Here is a 3762-nt window from a genome sequence, read left to right as displayed (position 1 = left end):
AAGGTTGAAGAGATATGAATAAAGTAAAAAGAGCATATGAAGATTATGCCATGTATTTTGAAGAAGGTCGATTAAATGATGCTGAAATAGCGAAAGAGCTTTGTGTTTCACGAGCTAATGTATGTAAGATGAGACAAAAATGGGCAAGTAGTCAAGATAATCCAAAAGAGTTTGATAGTGATAATAAAATAACCATTTGTAAAACTACTCTTAATAGTGTCTTAGATCGAGTACTTGAAAACAATGCCAAAGCACGTGAGCTTAAAAGTCAATTTAGTATAACGAAAAGTCAACTTGGACTTAAGTTTATGAAGGCATTTAATAATTATTTAGAATTAGAACTTGAGGATTGTATAGAAGAAATAGATCTATTGGAGAGAGAGATTAAAATGATTAAAAATAAAGGAAATAGTAGAGAACTTCAAGATAAGAAGATTAAGCTTAAAGATTTAAAACGTGAGAAAGAAGATAAAACAATGAAGTTATGTTATGAAACAATGAAGAAACTCAAAATCGCAGACTTAGATGAGGGTAGATTTAAGTTTGGAGGATAAGTAAATGGATATATACAGTAGTAGCATTTTTAAGTCTCTGCAAAGAGAGTATAAGCGTGATTTTGGTATTGATATTGCGTCTTTTATGAAGCCAAAATCAGTAGTTGTTGATTTTAAAAGATTTGAAAATAAGTTCTTAAATAAAAAACAACGTAAGGTGTTAAATGATATTGAAAAGAATAATCAAAGCAAAGTTATTTTATCAGGTGGAATTGCAAGTGGTAAAACATTTTTGGCTTGTTATTTATTCTTAAAAACTTTACTTAAAAATAGGCATATTTATAGTCAAGATACCAATAATTTTATATTAGGCAACTCACAGAAGGCATTAGAAATTAATGTTACAGGCCAGTTTAAAAAACTTGCTAATATGCTTAAAATACCTTTTGTTCCCAAATATTCAAATACGTCATATTTTGAAATTRATTCTTTAAGGGTTAATTTATATGGTGGTGATAAAATAAGAGATTTTGAAAGATTTAGAGGATCGAATTCTGCTGTTATTTATGTTAATGAAGCAACAACKCTKCATAAAGAGACATTAAAAGAAGCGCTTAAGAGACTAAGAATAAAACCAGAGTTTATTATTTTTGATACTAATCCTGATCATCCGGAGCATTATTTTAAAACAGATTATATTGATAATAACAAGATATATTCTACATATAATTTTACGACATATGATAATGAGGAAATTTCAAAGGAATTTATAAAGACCCAAGAAGAACTTTATAAAGACTTTCCAACATATAAAGCCAGTGTACTACTAGGAGAATGGGTCGCAAATAATGATGCTATATTCCGTAATATTAATATTATTGAAGACTATGAATTTAAAAGTCCTATAGCTTATTTAGATCCTGCATATAGTAGTGGTGGGGATAATACTTCTCTTTGTGTTTTAGAGAAGGTATCGGATAAGTATTATGCATTTATATTTCAAGAGCAAAAACCAGCTGTTGATCCATATATTATGAATACAATAAAGGTAATAATGGGGAATTTAAATGTTAATACACTTTATATTGAAGATAGAGATGATATTAAAGGAGCTGGGTCTTTAACACGTGAATATGTTAGACTTCGAGATAATATGCCAAATTACTTTAGAATTGCACCAACAAGACCCAAAACAAATAAACACTCAAGAATTGTTTCTTTATTAACACCATTTACTTATAACAAGATGCATTTATTAGATTATAGTAGTCGTTCTGCATTTAGTGATATTTATTCATATAATGGAGATGGTAAAGTTCATGATGATGCTCTTGATGCATTATCAGCAGCATATTTAATTATGTCTTTAAATTATCGTGATAGAATTAGGCATTTTACTAAATTTACTTTCATTTAGCTTATAAATTATTGTATAATAATTACATAAGGAGATTCTTTATGGAGTATATGCAAATGGAGCCTGTAATTACTAGGCAGATGGTATTAAATGAGCTTGTAAAAGCTGGTATTAAGAGAGATATTGCGGACGATTTATCTTATAGATACTATAAAAATGAACTTACTACTAAAGATCTTGAATATTTAAAAGAGAACTTTGACATAAAATTGGAGATGTTAGAGCGTGGTTTAAGATCTGATATTGAAAAGGTTAAAGATGCCCTTGATAACAAAATAGATACTAAATTTAATGAACTTGATAACAAAATAGATACTAAATTTAATGAACTTGATAACAAAATAGATACTGTTGAAAATAACTTAAATAATAAAATCGACAAAGTAAGGGACGAATTAAAGTCAGATATTTCTCTTGTAAGAAAAGATATGGAAGTGAACAAAATGGAACTTGATACTAAGATAGATAAATTTGCATCAGAGGTTAAAGGAACATTTAAATTACATGCTTGGATGTTTGGGACTATTATTACCATTAATGTAGGAATATTTCTAGCATTAATATCTATGTTATATGCATTGTTTATAAAGTAGATTTAAATAAGTAAATATTTCTTCTATCTAAAGAATAAGTTTAAATTTTTTTTGCAATTTTTTATTATTTTTGCTATTTTTTTTTAGCAAAAATAAATAATTGATCTATAATTATTTTTTGTATATTGAATAAGGTTAGATAAGGTTGATGTATTGGAGAAATAATGAAATACAACTCTAAAATCAATTCTTATGAATTATACAAACATTCAATATTTTTCAGGAATTATATAAATAATGTTGCAGAAGACGTTCTTCACAATGGGATCAACTTAGAAATTGTTTATAGTACTGCTTTAAGTGGTATTGAAGATACGTTAGATACTCTAAAAGTAGAACTCAAAGAAGCACTATTGAATTGTATCATAAGTTACAGATTCAATGGTGTTGGCTATATTTTGGTCAAAACAGCAGGAGATGATAATCTTGACTTAGAAATTAATTCAGAATTACCAATTGGATTTGTGTATTTAGATTTTAGTTGTGTGCGAGATAGGGGTTCTAAGTCTTCTTATGTCATATATTCATTCAAAGAAGAGGATGATGAGGGAGTTTTAGTTAGAAAAGAAGTAAAGATCCATAAGAGTCGTTTGATCATATATGAGAATTATGACTATATTTTGGGTTCATATACGCCATGTTATACGCAAAGTTTTCTTCTAAATGTAGTTCTTTTTGAGACTATCTATCAAGAGATAGATAGAAGGATTCGAAACTACAATTTTTTGTTTTACAAAGACGAGTCTTTAGCAGAGATTAATGATGCTATAAGTAAAGCATCTTTGCAATTTAATTTACTTACCAAAAGCAATAAAGATAATAGTTCTGGTATGTTTAAGAAGCTATTTAAGCGCAATTCTGATGATGGTAGTGTTGATAATAGTGGTGATGAGAGTGTAAAGAAGGGTACCAATATCTTGAATGCACTAAACAATGATTTGTCCCTCGAACTTGAGAGACTAAAATCCAACTTGAATAATGATGGGATATTTTATTCTGGAAGTGAGTCTGCACATTTAGAAGTTATGAAATATGAACTTACTTTTTTGAAAGATACTTTAGAACTTGTAAAAGCAAAAATAGGAGCAGATACTAAAGAACCATTAACTAGGAGTTTCAATGAACAAACTAAAGGTCTTGGCAATGATGGTAAAGGAGACCGAAGTAATTATTATGATTTTTTGAAGGGGGTGCAAGAACGGATTGAAATTGCGGTAAATCAGAAGCTTAATCAATATTTTGGTCTTGATATGAGATT

General features: G+C 28.4%; 4 protein-coding genes. All 4 read left to right on the top strand.

What is annotated here, in order from left to right; genetic code table 11:
- The first annotated feature begins 14 nt into the window (after window positions 1-14).
- Window positions 15-554 (top strand): DUF603 domain-containing protein, encoded by a 540-nt coding sequence (locus U880_RS0105935; protein WP_024655167.1) that lies wholly within the window; start codon window positions 15-17, stop codon window positions 552-554.
- A 4-nt stretch (window positions 555-558) separates the two neighbouring features.
- Entirely contained in the window at window positions 559-1911 is a 1353-nt protein-coding gene (locus U880_RS0105930) for a PBSX family phage terminase large subunit (RefSeq protein WP_024655166.1), read from the top strand.
- A gap of 41 nt (window positions 1912-1952) precedes the next feature.
- On the top strand, window positions 1953-2504 hold the full coding sequence (gene bdr / locus U880_RS0105925; RefSeq protein WP_038359452.1) for a Bdr family repetitive protein: 552 nt from the start codon (window positions 1953-1955) through the stop codon (window positions 2502-2504).
- 164 nt (window positions 2505-2668) lie between these two features.
- On the top strand, window positions 2669-3762 hold a 1094-nt coding region (locus tag U880_RS0105920), incomplete at its 3' end, for an anti-CBASS protein Acb1 family protein (protein ID WP_024655164.1).

Origin of the sequence: Borrelia hispanica CRI, assembly GCF_000500065.1 — a bacterium.
Taxonomy (GTDB): domain Bacteria; phylum Spirochaetota; class Spirochaetia; order Borreliales; family Borreliaceae; genus Borrelia; species Borrelia hispanica.
This window is presented reverse-complemented; position numbering and strand designations above follow the sequence as displayed.

Bases quoted from the DNA above. Each gene is read 5' to 3' on its own strand.
- U880_RS0105935 (WP_024655167.1), top strand. From the start codon at position 15: ATGAATAAAGTAAAAAGAGCATATGAAGATTATGCCATGTATTTTGAA.
- bdr (WP_038359452.1), top strand. From the start codon at position 1,953: ATGGAGTATATGCAAATGGAGCCTGTAATTACTAGGCAGATGGTATTA.